Raw genomic sequence first — 19,647 nt, 5'->3', positions numbered from 1 at the left:
TTGCATTAGCCGATGAAAGTGCCGCCGATGACGACCGGTTGGTCACTGCCTGCAGGCTTCAGCCCGTCTCGCTCTGCGGGTTTTGCCGGTGATCGGGCGGGGGGAAGTTTCGTTCAAATTATGATCTGGGGCAGTTTGGCAACGAGGTTGGCTTGTGTATGCTCCGTCCACGTTTCGGGCCCATGCTCACTCTTATAAGAACAACAACATTGCACAAGACCCTCAGCTCAGACCTGTCGGGCCCCTCTGTGGAACCCCGGGTCATCCGCAAGCATTACGCCGTCGAAATGGCGGTCGAACGCACGCGCCTGCTGTATCAGGGCTCGCTGCTGCCGACGATGTTCATGTTACTCAATGGTCTGGTCTGCGCCGCTTTGCTCTGGAGCCCGCAGCGCTATTTCGTGGTCAGCATCTGGCTGGTCTGGTTGTTGTCGCTGGTGGCGCTGCGGGTGATTCAGGTCGCGGCGTTCGATTCGGCGATCCCGGACCGCCAGGCCCAGCCGATCTGGTTCCGCATGTTCCTGCTCGGCTCGACCATGACCGGCCTGACCCTGGCTGGTGCCGGCATCGCCCTGGTGCCCGCCGACAACTTCATGCAGCAAGCCTGGGTGTTCGGCCTGATCGGTGCCGCGACGTTATCGGCCAGCGTTGCCTACGCCGTCAGCCTGCCGGCGTTTCTGTCCTTTACCTTGCCGTGCCTGCTGCCGGCGATCGGCTACCTGTTCTGGGGCGGTGATGAGCAAGCGCGCGGTTGGGGCTGGCTCGGGCTGATTCTGCTCGGTTCGCTAAGCGTGGTCGCCTGGCAGGTCAATCGGCTGATTGATCGCGGCTTGTTGCGACGCTTTCAAAATCAGCACCTGATCGAACACCTGCAGCAAGCGCAGAACCGCAGCGAGCAGCTCAATCAGGCACTGGCCAAGGAGATTGAACAGCGGCGCTGTGCCGAGGGCCAATTGCGTGAAGCGCAGATCGAGCTGGAAGATCGTGTGGCCCAGCGTAGCCGCGAGCTGGACGTGGCCAATCAGGCGCTGAGCAAAAGCGAAGCTCGTCTGGCCCTGGCGTTGAAGGCCAGTGAACTGGGGTTGTGGGACTGGAACCTGCAAACCGACGAAGTCCACCACACGCAGATCCAGGAACTGTTCGGCCTCGCGCCCGAGTACGTCACGGCGATCCTGCGTGACCTCAAGCCACGTTTGCACCCTGAAGATGTGCCCGGGCTCAAGCAGGCGCTGATCGAGCACCTGAAGGGCCGCACCGAGGACTATCAGATCGAATACCGCGTGCGTCACGGCGACGGCCATTGGGTGTGGATCGAGGATCGCGGGCGCGCCGTGGAGCGCAGTGACGCTGGCCGGGTGATCCGCATGGTTGGCACCCGGCGCGACATCAGCGTCAGTAAAAGCCTCGAAGAACAGCAGCGACTGGCGGCCACGGTGTTCGAAGCGGCCAGCGAAGGCATCGTCATTCTTGATCCGAACTACGCCTTGATCGCGATCAATCAGGCGTTCAGCCGCGTCACCGGTTATGACATTGAAGACATGCTCGGGCGTAATGTCGTCGAGCTGCCGTGCAGTCGTGATGCCCGTCGTCATTACGTTGCAATCCGCCACGCGCTGGAGCAGCACGGCAGTTGGCAGGGCGAACTGGTGGAAACCCGCAAGAACGGCGAGCTGTATCCGCAGTGGCTGCAACTCAACGCGGTGCGCGACAGTCGGGGAAATGTCAGCCATATCGTCGGCTTCTTCGCCGATCTGTCGGCGCGGCGCGAATCCGAGGAGCGCATGCGCTTTCTGACGCACTACGATGAACTGACCGGGCTGGCCAACCGCTCGCTGTTCCGCGAACGCCTGCACGAAGCCCATCAGCGCGTGCGTCAGGGCGGGCGCCGCAGTCTGGCGTTGCTGCATATCAACCTGGATCGCTTCAAATTGCTCAACGACAGCCTCGGCCATGAGGTGGCGGATCAGTTGCTGCAGAAAATGGCCCGTCGCTTAGTCAATGCGTTGCCGGAGGCCGACACCATCGCCCGACTGTCCGGTGACGAGTTTGCCGTACTGTTCGATGCCTACGGCAACCTGTCGAGCCTGGCGCGGGTCGCGACGCGGCTGTCGAGCAAGCTGCGCCTGCCGTTGACGGTCGAAGGGCATGAACTGGTGGTCAGCGCCTCGATGGGCATCAGCATGCTGCCGGACAACGCCCGGGAAATCTCGGCGCTGGTCAGTCAGTCGAACATGGCCATGCAACACGCCAAGCATCTGGGCGGCAACAATTTCCAGTTCTACACCGACAGCCTGCAGGCCAGCACCCTTGAGCGCCTGCAACTGGAAAACCAGCTGCGCAAAGCCATCGAAGACAAGCAGCTCAAGGTTTTCTACCAGCCGAAGCTGTGCCTGCAAACCGGACGCCTGAATGCGGCGGAAGCGCTGGTGCGCTGGGATCATCCAGGCATGGGCCGGGTACCGCCGGGGGATTTCATTGGCCTGGCCGAGGAAACCGGACTGATCGGTCCGATCGGCGAATTCGTGCTACGCCAGGCCTGCTGGCAGGCGTGCGAGTGGCAGCGTCAGGGGCTGGAGCCGATTCGGGTATCGGTGAACCTGTCGGTACATCAACTGCGTCAGGGCAAACTGGTCAGTCTGGTGCGGCAGGTGCTGGAGGAAACCGGCCTGGCGCCGCACTACCTCGAACTCGAACTCACCGAGAGTCAACTGCTCGACAGCGTCGAACACATCATCGCGACCTTCCAGCAGTTGCGCGACTTGGGAGTGAAGCTGGCGATCGATGACTTCGGCACCGGCTATTCGTCGCTGAGTTACCTCAAGCGGATTCCGGTGGATTACGTGAAGATCGATCAGGCGTTCATTCGCGGATTGGGGCAGGGCAGTGAGGATGCGGCGATTACCCGGGCAATCATCGCCATGGCTCACGGGCTGTCGTTGAAAGTGGTGGCAGAAGGTGTCGAGCGGCAGGAGCAGCTGGAGTTTTTACGTGCTGAACGCTGCGACGAAGTTCAGGGGTACCTGATCAGTCGCCCTGTGGAGGCTGAGCGTCTGGCCGGGCTTTTGCGTGAACAGGGAAATCCGCTTTAAGGGCTACATGCACTCTATCGTGCCTGATATGGGGACATGGAGTTACGCATTGAGCAGGCAAAAAGCTAATTCATGTAGTATAACTACAAGCGTGCTACATCCTTGCCCATAAGAAGAGTCCAGCCCCTTGAATCTGCTGCAACACATCGCCCAGTCACGTCACCTGTTACGCAAGTCGGAGCTCAAGGTCGCCGACCACGTGCTGCTTGACCCTGCGGCGGTGATGCACAGTTCCATGGCCGACCTGGCCCACAGCGTCGGCATCAGCGAGCCGACCATCGTGCGTTTCTGCCGGGCCATCGGCTGCTCCGGGTTTCAGGATCTCAAGCTCAAACTGGCGCAAAGCCTTGCCGCCGGTGCCAGTTTCGGTCAGTTCGCGATCCATGAAGACGACTCGGTCGCCGACTACAGCCTGAAAATTTTCGACACCACGTTGCACACCCTGATGGAGGTTCGCGAGAAGCTCGATCCGGTGGAATTGCAGCGCGCGGTGACGCTGATGTCTCAGGCGCAGCGTGTCGAGTTCTACGGCTTTGGCGCGTCGGGCGCGGTGGCGGCGGATGCGCAGCACAAGTTCTTCCGTTTGCTGCTGACGGCGGCGGCGTACTCCGACCCGCACATGCAGGCGATGTCGGCGGTGACGTTGAAGCCGACCGATGTGGCGATCTGCATTTCCCAGTCCGGGCGCTCCAAGGATCTGCTGATCACCGCCAACCTCGTTCGCGAGAGCGGCGCTTCACTGATTACCTTGTGCCCGAGCCAGACGCCGCTGGCTGAGCTGTCGACCGTCAACCTGGCGATCGATGTGCACGAAGACACCGAAATCTATACGCCACTGACCTCGCGTATCGCCCATCTGGTGGTGATCGACGTGCTGGCGATGGGCGTGGCCATGGCGCGCGGACCGAGCCTGGTCAACCACCTTAAGAGCGTGAAGCGCAGTCTGCGCAGCTTGCGGCTCTCACCCAAGGCCGTGAAAGCGCTGGACGATTAAAGCAAGGTCGTTCCGACCTTATTCGCGAGCAAGCCCGCTCCCACAGGGGATCTCTGGTAACCACAGATTTTGCGTCATACCGAGATCAAATGTGGGAGCGGGCTTGCTCGCGAAAGCGTCCTCAATAGCACCGCAATTTGCAAAGTTTCATCGCACTGTCATCCCCGCGCAGCCAAACCGTCATCCCTCCCGCCTATCGTGAAACTCCCGTACTCGCCTTGGGAGACTCGAAATGGCTCAGCCCTACGAAGAACGCAACAGCGCCGCGAAAACCCGTCGTCAGCAGGAAGACCAGCGTCGCATGGAATTCCGTCGCGCGATCGAAGATCGCTTCGAACTCCGTCAGCTTCAGGCTGAAATCGGTGGTTTTCCCGAGGAACTCGAACTTAATCACTGGCAGGCAGCGCCCGCAGCTTCCCGTCGAAGCGTTCAACCAGCGCGCTGATCTGCATCCGCTCGCTGCGGATAAACGCCAGGAAGGCGTGCGCTACCGGTGACAGCCGTTTGGCTTTGGCTTGCACCAGACACCAGCTGCGAAACAGCGGCAACTCTTCGACCGGCAGCTCGACCAGGCCGCCGGTCGCCAGCTCCAGGTTCAGGGCGTGGCGCGTCAACAGCGCCAGGCCCAGTCCCGCCACCACGCACTCTCGCTGGGCTTCGGCCGAGGCCACTTCCTGCGTCTGGGTGAAGTGCACGCGCTTCTCTTTGAAATACTCTTCGCAGGCCAGTCGCGTGCCCGAACCCGGTTCGCGTATCAGCAGCGTGTAAGGCTCGAGATCCTGCAAGCGCAGCGGCCCCATGTGCGCCAGCGGATGATCCGGGCGCGCCACGGCGACAATCGGATTGTTCAGGAACGGTAGAAATTCCAGGCCCATGTCCTGCGGCACCATCGACATGATCACCAGATCATCGCGGTTGTCCGAGAGGCGGCGGATCACCTGACCGCGGTTGACCACGGTCAATTGCAGGTTCACTTCCGGATGCTGACGCTTGAACGCGGCGAACAGGTGCGGCACGAAGTATTTGGCGCTGGATTCCACGGCCAGTTTCAACTGGCCCTGCAGCGAACCCTGCATGTCCGACAACTGCATATCGAGGTTTTCCAAGCGGCCGAAAATATCCCGGCTGGCGCGCTGCAGGGCTTCGGCAGCCTCGGTCATGTAGAGTTTTTTGCCGACGTAATCGAATAATGGCTGGCCGATCAGCTCTTCAAGCTGACGAATCTGTAGGCTGACGGCCGGTTGTGTCAGAGACATTTCATCGGCGGCGCGGCTGTAGGAGCGTAAATCACACACTTCGTTGAAGATCTGCAATTGGCGTAATGTCATACGCATCAAGGACTTACGCATTTTTTATAGGCTCTGACGGCAGGCTGATGGTTTAACTATAAGTCTTTGCTTATGCCTGACCCAATTTTTATTCATTTTTGTTAATCCCTTGCGAGGGCTAGTGTGGGGGCGCGACCAGATTGAAACATTTGGTCACGCGTCGACCTGGGTCTAGCAGGTCGTGGTGCCACCGGCTCAAGGGAATTTCCAAGTGATAAAAAAGATCCTGATCGCCAACCGTGGTGAGATTGCCGTACGAATCGTGCGGGCCTGCGCCGAGATGGGCATTCGCTCGGTTGCGATTTTTTCCGACGCCGACCGGCATGCCTTGCATGTGAAGCGCGCGGACGAAGCCCACAGCATCGGTGCCGAGCCACTGGCCGGCTACCTCAACCCGCGCAAGCTGGTGAACCTGGCGGTGGAAACCGGTTGCGATGCCTTGCATCCCGGTTACGGCTTCCTTTCGGAAAACGCTGAGCTGGCAGACATCTGCGCCGAACGCGGAATCAAATTCATTGGCCCGTCGGCAGAAGTCATTCGCCGCATGGGCGACAAGACCGAAGCCCGGCGCAGCATGATCAAGGCCGGCGTACCGGTTACCCCGGGCACCGAAGGCAACGTGTCGGGCATCGAAGAAGCCCTGACCGAAGGCGACCGCATCGGTTACCCGGTGATGCTCAAGGCCACCTCCGGTGGTGGCGGTCGCGGCATCCGTCGCTGCAACAGCCGCGAAGAGCTCGAACAGAATTTCCCTCGGGTGATTTCCGAAGCGACCAAGGCCTTCGGTTCTGCAGAAGTGTTCCTGGAAAAATGCATCGTCAATCCCAAGCACATCGAAGCGCAGATCCTCGGCGACAGCTTCGGCAACGTGGTGCACCTGTTCGAGCGTGACTGCTCGATCCAGCGCCGCAACCAGAAGCTGATCGAGATCGCCCCGAGCCCGCAACTGACCCCGGAACAGCGCGCCTACATCGGCGACCTGTCGGTGCGTGCGGCCAAGGCCGTGGGTTACGAGAACGCCGGCACCGTGGAGTTCCTGCTCGCTGAGGGCGAGGTGTACTTCATGGAGATGAACACCCGGGTGCAGGTGGAGCACACCATCACCGAAGAAATCACCGGGATCGACATCGTTCGCGAGCAGATCCGCATTGCCTCGGGCCTGCCGCTGTCGGTGAAGCAGGAAGACATTCAGCACCGTGGTTTTGCGTTGCAGTTCCGCATCAACGCCGAAGACCCGAAAAACAACTTCCTGCCGAGCTTCGGCAAGATCACCCGTTACTACGCCCCCGGCGGCCCGGGCGTGCGCACTGATACAGCGATCTACACCGGTTACACCATTCCGCCGTTCTACGACTCGATGTGCCTGAAACTGGTGGTCTGGGCGTTGACCTGGGAAGAGGCGATGGACCGGGGCCTGCGCGCCCTCGACGACATGCGTCTGCAAGGCGTGAAAACCACCGCCGCGTACTACCAGGAAATCCTGCGCAACCCGGAATTCCGTAGCGGCCAGTTCAATACCAGCTTCGTGGAAAGCCACCCTGAACTGACCAACTACTCGATCAAGCGCAAACCCGAAGAGCTGGCCCTGGCCATCGCCGCCGCCATCGCCGCCCACGCAGGCCTGTGAGGAATACAACAATGTCCAAGAAGATTTTTGTCACCGATACCATCCTGCGCGACGCTCACCAATCGCTGCTCGCCACCCGCATGCGCACCGAAGACATGCTGCCGATCTGCGACAAGCTCGACAAAGTCGGCTACTGGTCGCTGGAGTGCTGGGGCGGTGCGACGTTCGACGCCTGCGTGCGCTTTCTGAAAGAAGACCCGTGGGAACGCCTGCGCCAACTGCGTGCCGCGCTGCCTAACACCCGCCTGCAAATGCTCCTGCGCGGCCAGAACCTGCTCGGCTATCGCCACTACAGCGACGACGTGGTCAAAGCCTTCGTCGCCAAGGCAGCGGTCAACGGCATCGACGTGTTCCGCATCTTCGACGCGATGAACGACGTGCGTAACCTGCGCGTGGCCATCGAAGCAGTGAAGGCTGCGGGTAAGCACGCACAGGGCACCATCGCTTACACCACCAGCCCGGTGCACACCATCGACGCGTTCGTGGCGCAGGCCAAGCAGATGGAAGCCATGGGTTGCGACTCGGTGGCGATCAAGGACATGGCCGGTTTGCTCACCCCGTACGCCACCGGTGAACTGGTTCGTGCGTTGAAAGCCGAGCAGTCGCTGCCGGTGTTCATCCATTCGCATGACACGGCCGGTCTGGCGGCGATGTGCCAATTGAAAGCCATCGAAAACGGCGCCGACCACATCGACACCGCGATCTCCAGTTTCGCCTCGGGCACTAGCCATCCGGGCACCGAGTCAATGGTCGCTGCGCTCAAGGGCACCGAGTACGACACCGGTCTGAACCTGGAACTGCTGCAGGAAATCGGTCTGTACTTCTACGCCGTGCGCAAGAAGTACCACCAGTTCGAAAGCGAGTTCACCGCCGTCGACACCCGTGTGCAAGTCAACCAGGTACCCGGCGGGATGATCTCCAACCTCGCCAACCAGTTGAAAGAGCAGGGCGCGCTGAACCGCATGGGCGAAGTACTGGCGGAAATCCCGCGTGTACGGGAAGACCTCGGTTTCCCGCCGCTGGTGACTCCGACTTCGCAGATCGTCGGCACCCAGGCGTTCTTCAACGTGCTGGCCGGCGAGCGTTACAAGACTATCACCAACGAAGTCAAGCTTTACCTGCAAGGTGGCTATGGCAAGGCGCCGGGCGTGGTTAACGAAAAACTGCGTCGTCAGGCCATCGGCAGCGAAGAGGTGATCGACGTACGCCCGGCCGATCTGCTCAAGCCGGAAATGACCAAGCTGCGTGCCGACATCGGTGCGCTGGCCAAGTCCGAAGAAGACGTGCTGACCTTCGCCATGTTCCCGGACATCGGCCGCAAGTTCCTTGAGGAGCGTGCCGCCGGCACCCTGGTTCCGGAAGTGCTGTTGCCGATCCCTGAGGCCGGTGGTGTGGCGAAGGCCGGCGGCGAAGGCGTGCCGACCGAGTTCGTCATCGACGTCCACGGCGAAACCTACCGCGTCGACATCACCGGTGTCGGCGTGAAGGCCGAAGGCAAGCGTCACTTCTACCTGTCCATCGACGGCATGCCGGAAGAAGTGGTGTTCGAACCGCTCAACGAATTCGTCGGCGGTGGCAGCAGCAAACGCAAACAAGCGTCGGCACCTGGCCACGTCAGCACCACCATGCCGGGCAACATTGTCGATGTGCTGGTCAAGGAGGGCGACAGCGTCAAGGCTGGCCAGTCGGTGCTGATCACCGAAGCGATGAAGATGGAAACCGAAGTCCAGGCAGCGATTGCCGGCAAGGTCACCGCCATCCATGTGGCCAAGGGCGACCGGGTGAATCCTGGCGAAATCCTGATCGAGATCGAAGGCTGAGATAACTGCCGCGATTCAACGTTTTAAACCTCGGGGGGGCATGTGCTCCCCTTTTTTTTCGCCTGCAATATGCCGTTCTCTGTAGGAGCTGCCGCAGGCTCGGGCCGCGATCGGACGATCTTTTGACTTTGCTCTTGAAGATCAAAAGATAGTCCGATCGCGGCCCGAGCCTGCGGCAGCTTTTACACGTAGAGTTGTGTCAGAACGCCATACGCCACTGGCCCGTCACGCCGTAACTGCGGCTGTCGCTTCCGGTCTCGCCGGTGAGGCCGATGCCCAGAGTGTTACTGGCGGACAAGGTCAGATCAAGACCGGCGTCCAGCGTGAAGCTGTTGCGATCCATCTCGGCCCCGGCGACTTCAAAGCTTTTGCCACCCTTGACCAGCTGCTGGCGCGTTTCGTTATCGAGCTCGCCATAGGTGTGTTTCACGCTGGCGCTGAGACGCGGCGTCAACTGCATGCCGTTGGCCAAGTGACTGGTTTTCGCCAGGCGCAGGCCGACGGTGCTGCTCGGGTTCGCCCGGATTTGCCCCTGAACCTTGAGCGCCGCATCGCCACCTTTCTCGGTGTAACCATCACGCTGGTAGCGTTGATAGCCGACGCTGGCGAACGGTTCGAAGCTGACGTTGCCACGCCCCAGGTCGTAGCCGACTTCGGCAAACACCTGCTGGGTGCTGGCGTCATAGCTGCTCTTGAGGCGATCACTGAAACCATTGAAGGCAACGTGACGTTTGCCGCTGCTGTCATGATTGCCGTACGAGGCCCCCAGACGCAGGGCGAACGGGCCGTCCTGACGCAGCGCGTAGGCGCCGAGGTACCAACTGTCGAGATCGCCGTCGAACTGTTGGGCATCGAGCCGGGTTTGCGCTTTCGCCCCCATCAGGCCGACATGCCACTGTTCGTCGAATTGCCAGTCGGCTCCCAGGACCAAACCGTGGGTGGAGTGTTTGAGGGCACCGTCGTAATCACGATCGACCTTGCCGCCGTGTCCCAGAGCTTGCAGCCAGACACGCCCGGAACCGGCACCATCAGCAGCCGGGCGCGGCTCACTACCCAGGCTTTTTGCACCTGCGTTGCCCCCCAGTTGATGCATCGCCGAGAGCATGCTGGCGCTGATCGGGTTGACGCTGTTCAGGGTGGCTTTGGCAAGGTTGGCGTTGCTGCCAGCGGCAAGTTGTTCAAGGGCCACGCTGGCCGTTGCGTTGCTGGCACCCAGCAGGGATGTGGCCGCCTGGTTGGTAGCAGCGGATGAACCAAGGGCTATCGCAGACTCGCCGGAGGGCTCAGGCTCTTCAGGTTGCTGAGGTTGCTGAGGTTGCTGAGGTTGCTGAGGTTGCTGAGGTTGCTGAGGTTGCTGAGGTTGCTGAGGTTGCTGAGATTGGGAGGGTGTCTCGTCAATGCTCTGGGCGAGCGCCTGACTATTCTGCGTGGTGGCAAGGCTTTCAAGCGGCACATCGTTACGGGCATAGAGCAAGCCCACTCGTTGTGCTTCGTAGTGCAGCGTCGGGGTCATGAAGGCCAGATCGTTTTCAACGGTGCCAAACTGTCCCTCAATCTTTCCCGCTTGCAGAATGGTGTGCTGACTGCTTTGCGGATAGTCGCCAGTGGTGACGAGTTTCAGGGTGGCGTCACCCAAATGAGCGGTTCCTTTCACGACCACCGTCTGACTGTTGCCGGAAGCATCCACGGCATAGGCCAGTACGGCAGAACGTGCCAGGCGCAGGTCTCCCGCGATCTTGGGTGCGCCGTACACATCGTCGACGGTCATGCGTCCGTGCACGTTCAAATGATTAACCGCACCATTCCCGGCTATATGGGCGTTTTCCTGAACATCCACCATGCCGTCAATCAGGCCCTGGTTGGTCAGGTCGCCGCCAGACACGACAGTGGCGCCGCCATTGATCGCCCCTTTGTTGATCAAGATGCCCTCGGTCACTGCCGTACCCAGAATTTGCCCTTCATTGACCAGCAATGCCTTTGGATGAACCAGTACACCGAGGCTGAAATCACCCGGTCCGCTACGGGTCCAGCTCCCGCGCCTGACCTCCAGCCCACTGAAGTTACGGGTTTCACCCAGCACTCCTTTCCTGTTCGCGTCGAGTTGCAGCAGGTTGTCGCCCCCGCCAGCGTCGACCAGGCCGGCGAAACTGCCTCGAGATTGCACGGTGACAAGGTCATTGCGCGCATCGAGCGCGAGCGCCACACCTTCCTGTGCCGGATAGGCTTTGCTGACCTTCAGCTGGACGGTTTCCGGATGATTAGCGAAAGCGTTGATCGCTGATTTGAATGCTTCAGGGGAGGCGGGAGAGATGCCTTGAGTGTCGGGCGGTGCGTCCTGAGCCATGGACAGATCGACACATCCCATGGCTAAAGCAATGGCTAGTGTCAGGTGTTTTGGTCGAAAGTGGAATTGAACGGGCATCGAGTTCAGCCTCTCGTGGCAGGAGGCAAAACTCTAAGTTGGAGCCGGCAGGCGCCGATGTCAGCCGGATCGCTCGGTGCTGCGGGCTGCGTCTGTTTGATCTTCGGAAAAGGGCGTCTCGACAAAGATTGGCGGATTGCATCGTGCCGTCGCGTCGCCTTTTCCTACAAATTGAATTGCAATTAGCCGCTTGTAATGATCAGAAACTTATCTGCCACTGCCCAATTAACCCGAGGTTGCGACTTTTGCTGCCAATCTCGCCGCTGCAGGGCGAGAAAGGCATGGATGGGGGGCCTTTTGTTATTAGCGGGCCGTCCGTATATCGAGGGGTTCTTACAGAATGAAGTCGGAGGATGACCTGCATTATTTTGCGTTCAGATGATCTTAAGCTCAGTCGTATCTGCATTTTGTTGCATATTGCAACGCCCCATCATCCGTCGAAATGCACTATATTGCATCTACGGGCAATAAACCCCCTGTTTAAATGCAATTAAATGCAGGTGTTGAGACATGTACGACCTGACATTACAGATATTCAGTGCTGGAAAATGGCACGACGCAATGATTCTAAGGTTCGACAAGCCTGAAAAGGGGTTCGAAAGTCGCTGCAGTTTCGGCTACGAGACGCCATACCTTGTCGAAAATGTTGAAGCCATAGGCTCTCCGTTTTCCAAGGCCGTCAGTGCGTTGTATCCATTGGATTGGGAAGGGCGACGCTCCAGTACGCCCGCATTTGTCTATGACATTGCCCCCGCAGGGGCGGCCAAAAGATTTCTACTTGCGCGTCTGGGGCAGGAGAAACCGGCGCATATCGGTGCCGATCTGTATCTGCTCGGCCAGAGCACTCCAGCCCCCATTGGCAATATGCGCGTAAAAGAGTCGGCCGAGGCTGTCGATGAGCGTGAGCCCATCGGATTCAAGCGTGAGGATGTTGTTCACCGCGACAGTCGCTTTCTGGAATATGCCTATGAGCAAGGCGCGGCAATTGGTGGTGCTACAGGGGCAGGCGGTGAAGCACCGAAGCTATTGTTGGCTGAAAACAAGGCCGGCCTTTTGTACCCCGATGCGGTATTGGGCGATCAAGAGGTCAGGCAGCATTGGTTTATAAAATTTGCCAGAAACAAAGGAAGTCTGGTCGATCAAGATATCCTGCGCAGCGAGTTCCATTACTACAAGGCGCTTCAGAAACTCGGCATTGAAACGATCGCGGTAGAAGGTTTGGCATTAGAAGAAGCGAGTAAGCCGAGCTTGTGGATGCAGCGCTTTGATCGAGAAGTAACGAACGGTGAAGTCAGTCGTTTTGCTGTCGAGTCGATTTACTCGCTGGCTGAAGTAACGGCGCCGGGAAGTGCAATGAACCATATGGATGTCATCCGCATGCTCGCCGGGCTCTGGCGAAAAGCAGGGCAGGCCAGTCAGATCCCCGCACTGGTGACGGATTACTTACGTCGGGATCTGATCAACAAGATCCTCGGTAACTCGGATAACCATGGTCGTAACACCGCGATAATTCGCCAGGAAGGCTCGTTTCGTCTGGCGCCGATCTATGACTTGGCCCCGATGGTCATGGATGACGAGGGTGTGACCCGGACAACCAAATGGCCAAAAGATCTGGAGAGGGCGGGAGAGGTCGATTGGCGGGGAGTGTGCCGCGTATTGGCTGATATCACCGATCCCAAAGACCCTTTGGCAGGCTTGACCGACGCATCAGATCCTTTCGAACGCTTGCGTGAAGATGCCCAGCGTCTGGCGGCGCTCCCCGACATATTGACGGCGAGTGGTTTGCCCGACAGAACGATGAACCACCCGGGAATCCATCTGAAAAATCTGGAGCAACGCTTGAAAGAGTGGGATCTGAAATGAGCATGACGGTAGCCGAGCGCACGGTGCTCATCGAAAACATTCAAGAGGCGCTGGCACAAGGGACACTGGAGATCGGTGAAGCGGTTCGTCGTCTACGCGTGGAAGTGACCGGTCTGCATCAAACCCAGTTTGCCAGGATGTGCAAAATATCGGTTCGCACGCTGGTGCATATCGAGCATGGCGAGGGCAATCAGACGTTGAAATCGTTGAATGCGGTGTTTCGCCCATTTGGACTGAAAATGGGCGTGGTGCGGATCCGACGAGAGATCAATTAAAACCCGACGCTGGCGCAAGGTGCTGATTACCCTAGCTACGCCGCACATAAGCCTTGCCGTAATGCCGCTCCATCCGCGCCTGAATCAACTCCAGCCCAATCGACATCAGCCAGTAAATGATCGCCGCCGTGGTCAGCATCTCGATGTAACGGTAGCTCGAGCGTCCGTAGGACTGCGCCAGAAACATCACTTCCCAGACGCCCATCACCGAGATCAGTGACGAATCCTTGAGCATCGAGATGAACTGGTTGGTGGTCGGCGGGATGATCGTGCGCATCGCCTGGGGCAGGGTGATGCGCCAGAAGATCACGCTCTCGCGCATGCCCAGCGCCAGCGAAGCTTCGCGTTGGCCATAGGGCACGCCGAGGATACCGGCGCGGAAAATTTCGCTGAGGTAGGCGCCGTAGTTAAGTGACAGGGCAATGATCCCGGCTACCACTGCGCCGGGTACGACACCCAGTTGCGGCAGGCCGAGGTAGATCAACAGGATCTGGATCAGCAGCGGCGTGCCGCGAAAGAACGAGGTGTAGAAACTGGCGATCCCGAACGCCACGGCGCTTTTCGACAGGCGCGCCAGAGCGGTGACGAAGCCCAGCAAGGACGAGGCGACGATTGCGCAGGCGCAGAGAAACAGGGTCAGTGCCGCACCCTGCAGAAAGCCGTTGGGCGCCAGGTGCACGCCGAGCAGATTCGGCAGCTTGTCGAGGATGATCGAGAGCTTCAGATCGAAGCTGAGGAAAAACCCGGCGAACAGGCTGAACATCGCCGCCCAGGTCAGGTACAGGCGCGTGCGGAAACCGAACAGCCGTTGCAGGCGCGATTCAGCCACCGGTTGCGGCGGCTGTGGAGGTGTCGGGAAGGCAGTCATTGGCTGATATCGGCACCGATCCATTTCTGCGACAGCTTGCTCAGCGTGCCGTCCTGTTTGAGTTGCGCAAACACCTCGCGCACTTTGGCGTCCCACTCGGCGTCACCCTTTTCGATGGCCACCGAGTTCGGCTCCGAGTACAGCGGCGCGCCCGCCAGTTTGAAACGCTGGTCCTGATTCAGGCGCGGCTGCGCGGTCACCAGGTTGGTGAGGATGGCGTCCAGGCGCACACCGGCGCCCAGACCCAGATCCTGGAAGGCGACGTTGTCGGTATCGTACGGAGCGATCTGCACATCCTCGAACGGGTACTCAAGGTGCGTGTCTTCGGCGCCTTCGATGACCAGATTCTTGTTCAGATAACTTTCGTAGCTGCTGGCGCTGGTCAGGCCGACCTTTTTCCCGCTCAGGTCCTTGGCGCCGTGGATGCGATCGTCCTTGGCGTTGACCACGATTACGGCGGGCGAGGCGTAGTACTCGACCGGGAAATCGAACACTTCGGCGCGGGCCTTGCTCGGAGTCATGGAGCAGATGCAGATGTCATAGCGCCCGCTCCAGCGGCCGGCAGCGATCACGTCCCAGGATGGCGTTTCGAGGCGCAGCTTGACCCCCAGCTTGTCGGCGACGGCTTTGGCGACGTCGACGTCGAAGCCGTCGAGCTGGTTCTGCTCATTGAGAAACGAGAAGGGTGGGTAGCTTTCCATCAGCACGCCGACCAGTTGTTTTTTCTGTTCGACGCGATCGAGTGTGGCGCCGCCGAAGGCTTGAGTGGACGCGGCCAGAATCGTCAGGCCCAAGGCCAGTAGCGGTTGAAGTTTCACAGTCGACACCTGAAAAAAAGGGGTTGTTATTAACCGAATGGTGCGTATTAAATAGTTATAAGAACTACTCTGGTAGTGAGTAATTTTCATAAGCATATGAGCGAAAAGCATATGGGCACAGCAAGCACGGTAATTCTCGATGGCGGCATGGGCCGTGAGTTGCAACGCGCCGGGGCGCCGTTTCGGCAGCCCGAGTGGTCGGCGCTGGCCCTGATCGAAGCGCCGCAGGCGGTCGAAGCGGTGCACGCGGCCTACATCGCCAGCGGCGCCAATGTGATCACCAGCAACAGTTATGCGGTCGTGCCGTTTCATATTGGCGAGGCGCGGTTTGCCGCTGAAGGTCAGGCACTGGCGGCGTTGGCCGGAGAACTGGCACAGCGTGCGGTGCGGGCATCGGGTAAAGCGGTGCGAGTGGCCGGTTCGTTGCCGCCGCTGTTCGGCTCCTATCGCCCGGATTTGTTCGAAGCGGCGCGAGTGAACGAATTGCTGACGCCACTGGTGACCGGCCTGGCACCACATGTCGACCTGTGGCTCGCGGAAACCCAGAGCTCGATCATCGAGGCGCGTTCCATCCGTGCCGGTCTGCCGCAGGACGGCAAACCGTTCTGGCTGTCGTTTACTTTGAAGGATGAAGACACCGACGAGGTGCCGCGTCTGCGTTCCGGCGAACCGGTGGCCGAAGCTGCGGCGGTGGCGGCGGAGTTGGGCGTGGAGACGCTGCTGTTCAACTGCAGCCAGCCGGAAGTGATCGGCGCGGCGATTGATGCGGCGCGCGATACCTTTGAGCGTTTGGGTGTGCAGATTCACATCGGCGCGTATGCCAATGCGTTTCCACCGCAACCGAAAGAGGCGACGGCCAACGACGGCCTCGATCCGCTGCGCGACGATCTGGATCCTCCGGGCTATCTGCACTGGGCGAAGGATTGGCAGCAGCGTGGTGCCAGTCACCTGGGCGGTTGCTGCGGGATCGGGCCGGAACACATTGCGGTGCTGGCGCAGAAACTGGGGTAAACAACAGATCAAAAGATCGCAGCCTGCGGCAGCTCCTACATGGGATTGATGTTCTTCCTGTAGGAGCTGCCGCAGGCTGCGATCTTTCGCTTTGACGATTTAACTACGGCACTCGACCAAACCTTTGAGCTGCCCGTTCGGCGTCTGGTTGGCATCGCTCAACCACTGCTCGAATCCTGCCGCAATCGCCGGCCACTCCGAATCCACAATCGAATACCACGCGGTATCGCGGTTCTGGCCCTTGACCACCATGTGCTGGCGGAACACGCCTTCGAAGCTGAAGCCCAGGCGTTCGGCGGCGTATTTGGAGCGGGCGTTGCCGTTGTTGCACTTCCATTCCAGGCGCCGGTAGCCCTGTTCGAAGGCGTATTTGGCCAACAGGTAAACCGCTTCGGTACTCTTCGGTGAACGTTGCATTGGCGCACCGAAGGTGACGTGGCCGATCTCGATGCGCCCCTGCGCCGGGACGATCGACATCAGGCTCAGAATGCCTTGCACCTGGCCCGTGACGCGGTCGATCACGCTGAAGAAATACGGATCGCTGCTGGCCGCATGGTTGTTCAGCCAGTCATTGAAAACGCTGCGTTGCGGGAACGGCCCATACGGCAAGTAATCCCACAGCTTCGGGTCGGCGCCGGGGCCTTCGAGCGCGTTGAACAGATCATCGGCGTGGCGCGCCGGGTCGAGGCGTTCCAGGCGGATGAAGTGGCCTTCGAGCAAGGTCGCAGTGGGGGCGGGGACGCCTTTCCAGTCGGCAAGTGAAGTGGTCATGTACGCGGCTCCTTAAATGGCTTTGCGAAACTGGATGAATCCCGGGCGCTCGGCGATGCGCTCGTAGAGCTGGATCGCGGTGGCATTGGTTTCGTGGGTCAACCAATGCACTTTGCAGCAACCGTCGGCCCTGGCGGTGGCGTAGACGTGTTCGATCAGCAAGCGACCGACGCCGGTGCCACGGGTCTCCGGCGCCACCAGCAGATCCTGCAGGTAGCAGGAGTTTTCGATGCTCCAATTGGAGCGGTGATAGATGAAATGCACCATGCCCACCGCCTTGTCGTCGGCCCAGGCGAGGGCGGCGTGGGTCGGTTCGCTCGGGGCGAGGAAGCGCTGCCAGGTGCTGTGCGTGACGGCGTCCGGCAACTCGCTGTTGTAGAAGCGCAGGTAAGCCTGCCACAACGGCAACCAGGCGGCGTGATCACCGGCAGTCACCGGGCGGATCTGGATCTGACTCATGCTGATTTCCTTAACGCATCAAGTGGGCGAGGGTTCGGTCGGCGATGTCGGGGCTGGCAGTCAGGCCTTCGCGCACGCCGGCAATGTCTTCGGCGCTGCGGTTCTGGCTGAGCTTGCGCTTGCCTTCGAGGCGGTCGATGGGAATGGCGAAACCGACGATGGCCTTGAGCATGCCGTCGATATAGTCGGCCGGTGCGTCGTCGACCTTCCACGGTTGCGCGCGACCGGCTTCATGGCGATCGGTCAGGGTACTGACGATGTCGAGCAGGCGCCCGCCGTCGCTGAAGGTTTCGGCGTGGCCATAGGCGTGCACGGCGACGTAGTTCCAGGTCGGCACGACTTTGCCGTGCTCGGCCTTGCTCGGGTAAAACCCCGGGCTGACGTAGGCGTCGGGGCCGGCAAAAATCAGCATCGCTTCAGCGCCGTCACGCAGGTCTTTCCACTGCGGATTGGCTTTGGCCAGGTGCCCGTACAGCGTGCCGTTCTGGCCCTGTTCGCGGTGCAGCAGCACTGGCACATGGCTGGCCTGCAAGCCGTTTTCACCATGACTCACCAGAATCGCGAGACGGGTGGCGAGGATCAGTTCGTGCAGTTGCGATAGTTCGTCGATGGCAAAGGCGCGGGGCGTGTACATGGAGAGATTTTCCTTGGCGAATGCCTGCATCCTAGGCAGGCTATTGGTCTGTTGTAAGAGCCATTGAAGACCAATTTCATAGGTCCATTGTCATGCCCGAATCGCCCACGCTGTCCATGCCGTTCAATCCGGCCGGTATCGAGCTCGACCGCCGTCAGGGTTTGAGCCGCCAGCTCTATCAGGCGCTGCGTCTGCGGGTGCTGGACGGGCGGCTGGCCAGTGGCACGCGGCTGCCGGCCAGCCGTGATCTGGCGGCGGCATTGGCGATTTCCCGCAACAGCGTGGTGCGCGCCTACGATCAGTTGTACGCCGAAGGCTTCATCGAAGGCCGCGTCGGGGACGGCACGTATGTGGCGCAATTGCCGCAAAGCGCATTGCCCACGAAAAAACTATCCACAAAAGTATCCACAGGGTTTTCAACAGGCTTACCCACAACCTTATCCACAAATTGGCTGGATTTACCTGTGGTTCCATCCAGTAAAGTTATCCACAGCGACGCGTTGCAGCGGGTTGAAAACAATCATCTGTCCCTGCCGCCCAGTGGTCCGCCGCGTGCTTTTCGGGTCGGCGTTCCAGCCTTCGATCTGTTCCCGTTTGACGTCTGGGCCAAGCTGAACGCGGCTTTCTGGCGCAAGCCGGATTTGCAGCAGCTGTGTTACGGCGACCCGGCGGGCGATGTGCGGTTGCGCGGGATGATCGCGGCCTATTTGCGCAGCTCCCGGGGCATGCAGTGCACGGCTGAGCAAATTGTGATCACCAGTGGCGCACAGCAGGGCATTAGCCTTTGTGCACAGTTGCTGGTAGAGCCGGGCGACGGCGTAGCGATTGAAAATCCCGGGTATCGAGCGGCCGGTCATGCCTTCGCTGTGGCCGGTGCCCGGCTGCACGGGGTGGCGGTGGACAGTGAGGGTATCGACTGCCAGCAACTGGCGGGACTGACCGATTGCCGCCTCACCTATGTCACGCCCTCCCACCAGTACCCCACGGGGGTGGTGATGAGTCTGGCCCGCCGCCTCGAATTGCTGGCCTGGGCCGAGCGCTCGCAGGGCTGGATCGTCGAGGATGATTACGATGGCGAGTATCGCTACAGCGGCGCTCCGCTGGCGCCTTTGGCCGCCCTTGATCGACAGGGGCGAGTGCTGTATGTCGGCACGTTTGGCAAGGTCGCGTTCCCGGCATTGCGCCTGGGGTATCTGGTGCTGCCGCCGGGGCTGGTGGAGGCTTTTGCCCGAAGGCGTGCGGTGGATGTGCGTCATTCCGAGGTCAGTACCCAGGCGGTGATGGCCGAGTTCATGGCCGCCGGGCATTTCCAGCGGCACATCCGACGCATGCGCCGCGCGGCGCTGAGCCGACGCAATGTCCTGCTCGGCGGCTGGCCGCAGAATGTTCCAGGCGTCGGCCAGTTGCCCGGCGTTGCCGCCGGGCTGCACCTGACCGTGCCGGTTGCCAGTGTGGCGCGTGAAAGCCAACTGATCGAACTGGCGCGTAGCGTCGACGTCGAGATCAATGGTCTGAGCAGTTATTGGCTGCCTGACTCCACGACCCCGGTCGACCAACGCGCCGGACTGGTGCTGGGCTTTGCCGCGGTGCCTGAGCGCGCAATCGAAGCGGCGCTCGAGCGTTTGCGAACCGTGTGGCACACCCTCTGAAGCGGGCGCAGATCGATGC

16 protein-coding genes are annotated in these 19,647 nt (G+C 60.3%); 9 read left to right on the top strand and 7 right to left on the bottom strand.

Annotated features, from left to right (window positions below; all coding sequences use genetic code 11):
• The first annotated feature begins 158 nt into the window (after positions 1–158).
• From ACS4NR_RS21480 to ACS4NR_RS21470, 3 genes are all read left to right on the top strand, one after another.
• Entirely contained in the window at positions 159–3,089 is a 2,931-nt protein-coding gene (locus tag ACS4NR_RS21480; protein ID WP_456018277.1) for an EAL domain-containing protein, read from the top strand.
• Between the two features lie 127 nt (positions 3,090–3,216).
• Positions 3,217–4,083, top strand: coding sequence for a transcriptional regulator HexR (hexR, locus tag ACS4NR_RS21475; protein ID WP_007962240.1), 867 nt, complete (start codon positions 3,217–3,219; stop codon positions 4,081–4,083).
• Between the two features lie 232 nt (positions 4,084–4,315).
• Entirely contained in the window at positions 4,316–4,528 is a 213-nt protein-coding gene (locus tag ACS4NR_RS21470) for a PA3496 family putative envelope integrity protein (protein WP_095137820.1), read from the top strand.
• On the opposite strand, the gene ACS4NR_RS21465 is transcribed toward ACS4NR_RS21470, so the two are convergent.
• Positions 4,470–5,432, bottom strand: coding sequence for a LysR family transcriptional regulator (locus ACS4NR_RS21465; protein ID WP_253149559.1), 963 nt, complete (start codon positions 5,430–5,432; stop codon positions 4,470–4,472). The two genes, ACS4NR_RS21470 and ACS4NR_RS21465, sit on opposite strands and share 59 nt — an antisense overlap.
• A 190-nt stretch (positions 5,433–5,622) precedes the next feature.
• Between ACS4NR_RS21465 and ACS4NR_RS21460 the strand changes: the two genes are divergently transcribed.
• Both ACS4NR_RS21460 and oadA read left to right on the top strand, forming a co-directional pair.
• Entirely contained in the window at positions 5,623–7,038 is a 1,416-nt protein-coding gene (locus tag ACS4NR_RS21460; RefSeq protein WP_027610345.1) for an acetyl-CoA carboxylase biotin carboxylase subunit, read from the top strand.
• 11 nt (positions 7,039–7,049) lie between these two features.
• Positions 7,050–8,858 carry a sodium-extruding oxaloacetate decarboxylase subunit alpha gene (gene oadA, locus ACS4NR_RS21455; protein ID WP_456018276.1) on the top strand — a complete coding sequence of 603 codons (1,809 nt, stop codon included), beginning with the start codon at positions 7,050–7,052 and terminating at the stop codon, positions 8,856–8,858.
• 199 nt (positions 8,859–9,057) lie between these two features.
• Here the strand turns inward: oadA and ACS4NR_RS21450 are convergent, their stop codons facing one another.
• Positions 9,058–11,202 (bottom strand): autotransporter outer membrane beta-barrel domain-containing protein, encoded by a 2,145-nt coding sequence (locus tag ACS4NR_RS21450; protein ID WP_456018275.1) that lies wholly within the window; start codon positions 11,200–11,202, stop codon positions 9,058–9,060.
• Positions 11,203–11,790: 588 nt separating this feature from the next.
• On the opposite strand from ACS4NR_RS21450, the gene ACS4NR_RS21445 reads away from it, so the two are divergent.
• Positions 11,791–13,143 carry a HipA domain-containing protein gene (locus ACS4NR_RS21445; RefSeq protein WP_456018274.1) on the top strand — a complete coding sequence of 451 codons (1,353 nt, stop codon included), beginning with the start codon at positions 11,791–11,793 and terminating at the stop codon, positions 13,141–13,143.
• Positions 13,140–13,418, top strand: coding sequence for a helix-turn-helix domain-containing protein (locus ACS4NR_RS21440; RefSeq protein WP_027610348.1), 279 nt, complete (start codon positions 13,140–13,142; stop codon positions 13,416–13,418). The genes ACS4NR_RS21445 and ACS4NR_RS21440 overlap by 4 nt, the downstream gene beginning before the upstream one ends.
• Positions 13,419–13,449: 31 nt before the next feature.
• Here the strand turns inward: ACS4NR_RS21440 and ACS4NR_RS21435 are convergent, their stop codons facing one another.
• Positions 13,450–14,286, bottom strand: coding sequence for an amino acid ABC transporter permease (locus ACS4NR_RS21435; RefSeq protein ID WP_003229672.1), 837 nt, complete (start codon positions 14,284–14,286; stop codon positions 13,450–13,452).
• A complete protein-coding gene (locus tag ACS4NR_RS21430) occupies positions 14,283–15,104 on the bottom strand; it encodes an ABC transporter substrate-binding protein (protein ID WP_166495186.1) in 822 nt (273 codons plus the stop codon). The genes ACS4NR_RS21435 and ACS4NR_RS21430 overlap by 4 nt, the downstream gene beginning before the upstream one ends.
• A gap of 111 nt (positions 15,105–15,215) precedes the next feature.
• On the opposite strand from ACS4NR_RS21430, the gene ACS4NR_RS21425 reads away from it, so the two are divergent.
• Positions 15,216–16,115 (top strand): homocysteine S-methyltransferase family protein, encoded by a 900-nt coding sequence (locus tag ACS4NR_RS21425; protein ID WP_456018273.1) that lies wholly within the window; start codon positions 15,216–15,218, stop codon positions 16,113–16,115.
• 99 nt (positions 16,116–16,214) lie between these two features.
• Here ACS4NR_RS21425 and ACS4NR_RS21420 read toward each other — a convergent pair whose 3' ends face one another.
• The 3 genes from ACS4NR_RS21420 to ACS4NR_RS21410 are packed head-to-tail and all read right to left on the bottom strand — an operon-like array spanning position 16,215 to position 17,979.
• Positions 16,215–16,886: a GNAT family N-acetyltransferase gene (locus tag ACS4NR_RS21420; protein WP_456018272.1), complete on the bottom strand. Its 672-nt coding sequence runs from the start codon at positions 16,884–16,886 to the stop codon at positions 16,215–16,217.
• Between the two features lie 12 nt (positions 16,887–16,898).
• Positions 16,899–17,345, bottom strand: coding sequence for an N-acetyltransferase family protein (locus tag ACS4NR_RS21415; RefSeq protein WP_456018271.1), 447 nt, complete (start codon positions 17,343–17,345; stop codon positions 16,899–16,901).
• Between the two features lie 10 nt (positions 17,346–17,355).
• Positions 17,356–17,979, bottom strand: coding sequence for an FMN-binding negative transcriptional regulator (locus ACS4NR_RS21410; RefSeq protein WP_456018270.1), 624 nt, complete (start codon positions 17,977–17,979; stop codon positions 17,356–17,358).
• Between the two features lie 92 nt (positions 17,980–18,071).
• On the opposite strand from ACS4NR_RS21410, the gene pdxR reads away from it, so the two are divergent.
• Positions 18,072–19,628 carry a MocR-like pyridoxine biosynthesis transcription factor PdxR gene (gene pdxR, locus ACS4NR_RS21405; RefSeq protein WP_456018269.1) on the top strand — a complete coding sequence of 519 codons (1,557 nt, stop codon included), beginning with the start codon at positions 18,072–18,074 and terminating at the stop codon, positions 19,626–19,628.
• Positions 19,629–19,647 lie beyond the last annotated feature (19 nt).

The organism is Pseudomonas sp. JQ36 (assembly GCF_053851495.1).
Note: the sequence above shows the minus strand (reverse complement) of the source record. Positions and strands in the feature narration are given on the sequence as shown.

Coding starts and splice junctions, on each gene's coding strand:
- ACS4NR_RS21480 (WP_456018277.1), top strand. CDS start 159: ATGCTCCGTCCACGTTTCGGGCCCATGCTCACTCTTATAAGAACAACA.
- ACS4NR_RS21470 (WP_095137820.1), top strand. CDS start 4,316: ATGGCTCAGCCCTACGAAGAACGCAACAGCGCCGCGAAAACCCGTCGT.
- ACS4NR_RS21465 (WP_253149559.1), bottom strand. CDS start 5,432: ATGCGTAAGTCCTTGATGCGTATGACATTACGCCAATTGCAGATCTTC.
- oadA (WP_456018276.1), top strand. CDS start 7,050: ATGTCCAAGAAGATTTTTGTCACCGATACCATCCTGCGCGACGCTCAC.
- ACS4NR_RS21450 (WP_456018275.1), bottom strand. CDS start 11,202: ATGGCTCAGGACGCACCGCCCGACACTCAAGGCATCTCTCCCGCCTCC.
- ACS4NR_RS21445 (WP_456018274.1), top strand. CDS start 11,791: ATGTACGACCTGACATTACAGATATTCAGTGCTGGAAAATGGCACGAC.
- ACS4NR_RS21440 (WP_027610348.1), top strand. CDS start 13,140: ATGAGCATGACGGTAGCCGAGCGCACGGTGCTCATCGAAAACATTCAA.
- ACS4NR_RS21435 (WP_003229672.1), bottom strand. CDS start 14,286: ATGACTGCCTTCCCGACACCTCCACAGCCGCCGCAACCGGTGGCTGAA.
- ACS4NR_RS21425 (WP_456018273.1), top strand. CDS start 15,216: ATGGGCACAGCAAGCACGGTAATTCTCGATGGCGGCATGGGCCGTGAG.
- ACS4NR_RS21420 (WP_456018272.1), bottom strand. CDS start 16,886: ATGACCACTTCACTTGCCGACTGGAAAGGCGTCCCCGCCCCCACTGCG.
- ACS4NR_RS21415 (WP_456018271.1), bottom strand. CDS start 17,345: ATGAGTCAGATCCAGATCCGCCCGGTGACTGCCGGTGATCACGCCGCC.
- ACS4NR_RS21410 (WP_456018270.1), bottom strand. CDS start 17,979: ATGTACACGCCCCGCGCCTTTGCCATCGACGAACTATCGCAACTGCAC.
- pdxR (WP_456018269.1), top strand. CDS start 18,072: ATGCCCGAATCGCCCACGCTGTCCATGCCGTTCAATCCGGCCGGTATC.